This window comes from Streptomyces sp. NPDC006602, assembly GCF_042870385.1.
In the GTDB taxonomy this organism is placed as follows: Bacteria; Actinomycetota; Actinomycetes; order Streptomycetales; family Streptomycetaceae; genus Streptomyces.
This window is the reverse complement of sequence record NZ_JBIAHG010000101.1, coordinates 1-1,550: the sequence shown is the minus strand read 5'-3', so window position 1 is coordinate 1,550 and position 1,550 is coordinate 1. Positions and strand designations below refer to the sequence as shown.

The following is a 1,550-nucleotide window of genomic DNA, read 5'->3' as shown; positions in this document are numbered from 1 at the left end:
TGACCTGGGGAAACGTCGAGCGGTGGGAGTGTAGAGGCCGATCGGCGGTCACGGGCGGGTTCCGTGCACTCGTCCCTCGAACGAGTGCCCCCGCCGCCGGTAGTGGCAGTGGCGGGCGACGGCTTGGCGTCGTCGGCGCCAGCGGGACCAGTTCACCGCATGGACACGGGCGCGGGGATGTTGGGGAGCGTGAGCTGCCAGGAGTCTCCGCACTTCCGCCACCGTGAGCTCGATGACCTCGTCCTCCTCACCGGTGCCGCCCCCTTTTCGGCCTCCCGCGCGGTCATCGCGGCCAGGAAGGCGTGGGCGAGCATCGCGAGCGTGATGTGCCGGTACCAGCTGACATAGCGGCGCACCTCGTACTGGTCCAGGCCGCACTCGTTCTTCGCGGCCTGGAAACACTCTTCGATCGCCCACCGGGCACCGGCGACCCGCACCAGATCGGCCACGCCGGCTTCCAGCGGAGCGTAGGCGAGGTAGTAGGCGATCTCGTCCGGTTTGCTCACGCTGCGCCGTGCCAACGCCCAGCGGCGGCGGACCAGTTGCCCGTCGTCGTAGTCGAACTCGGCCACCGCGCGCAGTTGCACGGCGGCCCAGTCGTACATTCGCTGCCCCTTCGCGCCCGGGCCGCAGGAGCGGCGCTCCCACGCCTGGTCTGGGGCCTGGTCGAAGACGTGGTCGATGCGTGGGCCGGCAAGGGAGAACTGGGACTTGGGCACCGCGAGCACGTAGCCGACGCCGGTCAGCTCCAGCATCCGGCGGAAACGCCCCTCCTGGCCGTAGGCGGCATCCGCGGTCACCCAGGCGATCGGCAGCGGGGACGCGAGAGCGCGCAGCACGATGGCCCTGGCCAGGGCGCCCTTCGTGGCGAACTCGCGCTCGGCGGGCACCCGGGCGGCACGGCATCGGTCCGGGTCACCCGTCCAGGACTTGGGTAGATACAGCTCCCGGTCCACCAGTGCGCGGCCCGCGGGTGTCGCGTAGGCGGCGAAAACGCCAATCTGGCAGTTCTCGGTGCGGCCGGCGGTGCCGGAGTACTGCCGTTGCACCCCGGCGGAGGTGGTGCCCTTCTTCACGAACCCGGTGTCGTCAATGATCAGCACACCGCCCTCTCGGCCGAGTTGTTCGGCGACGTAGGTCTGCAGGTCGTCACGGATCTCGTCCGCGTCCCAGCGGGCGCGGGAGAGCAGGTGCTGCAGGCCGTCGGGGGTGGTGTGGCCGGCCTGCTCGGCCAACTGCCAGCTGTTTTTGCGGGCCACCGGGGCGAGCAGGCCGCGGACGTAGTCGCGCATGCGGCGGCGTGGTTCGACGCGGCCGAAGCGGTGGCCGATGTCGGTGAACAGGTCGTCGAGGTGGCGGTCCCAGGTCTCGGCTGCGAGTGCGGTCACGGTGCTCACCGGCGATGACTGCCCAGACCAGGGGCGTCCCCGGCGGCGGGGGCACTCGTTCGAGGGACGAGTTCACGGAACCCGCCCGTGACCGCCGATCGGCCTCTACACTCCCACCGCTCGACGTTTCCCCAGGTCAGACATCAAAGTACTGCTGGAGTA

The 1,550-nt window shown here is 70.3% G+C and carries 1 protein-coding gene; it reads right to left on the bottom strand.

Annotated elements, in window-relative coordinates; all coding sequences use genetic code 11:
• Nucleotides 1-152: 152 nt before the first annotated feature.
• Nucleotides 153-1,388 carry an IS701 family transposase gene (locus tag ACFYO2_RS49600; RefSeq protein ID WP_388364122.1) on the bottom strand — a complete coding sequence of 412 codons (1,236 nt, stop codon included), beginning with the start codon at nucleotides 1,386-1,388 and terminating at the stop codon, nucleotides 153-155.
• Between the last annotated feature and the right edge of the window lie 162 nt (nucleotides 1,389-1,550).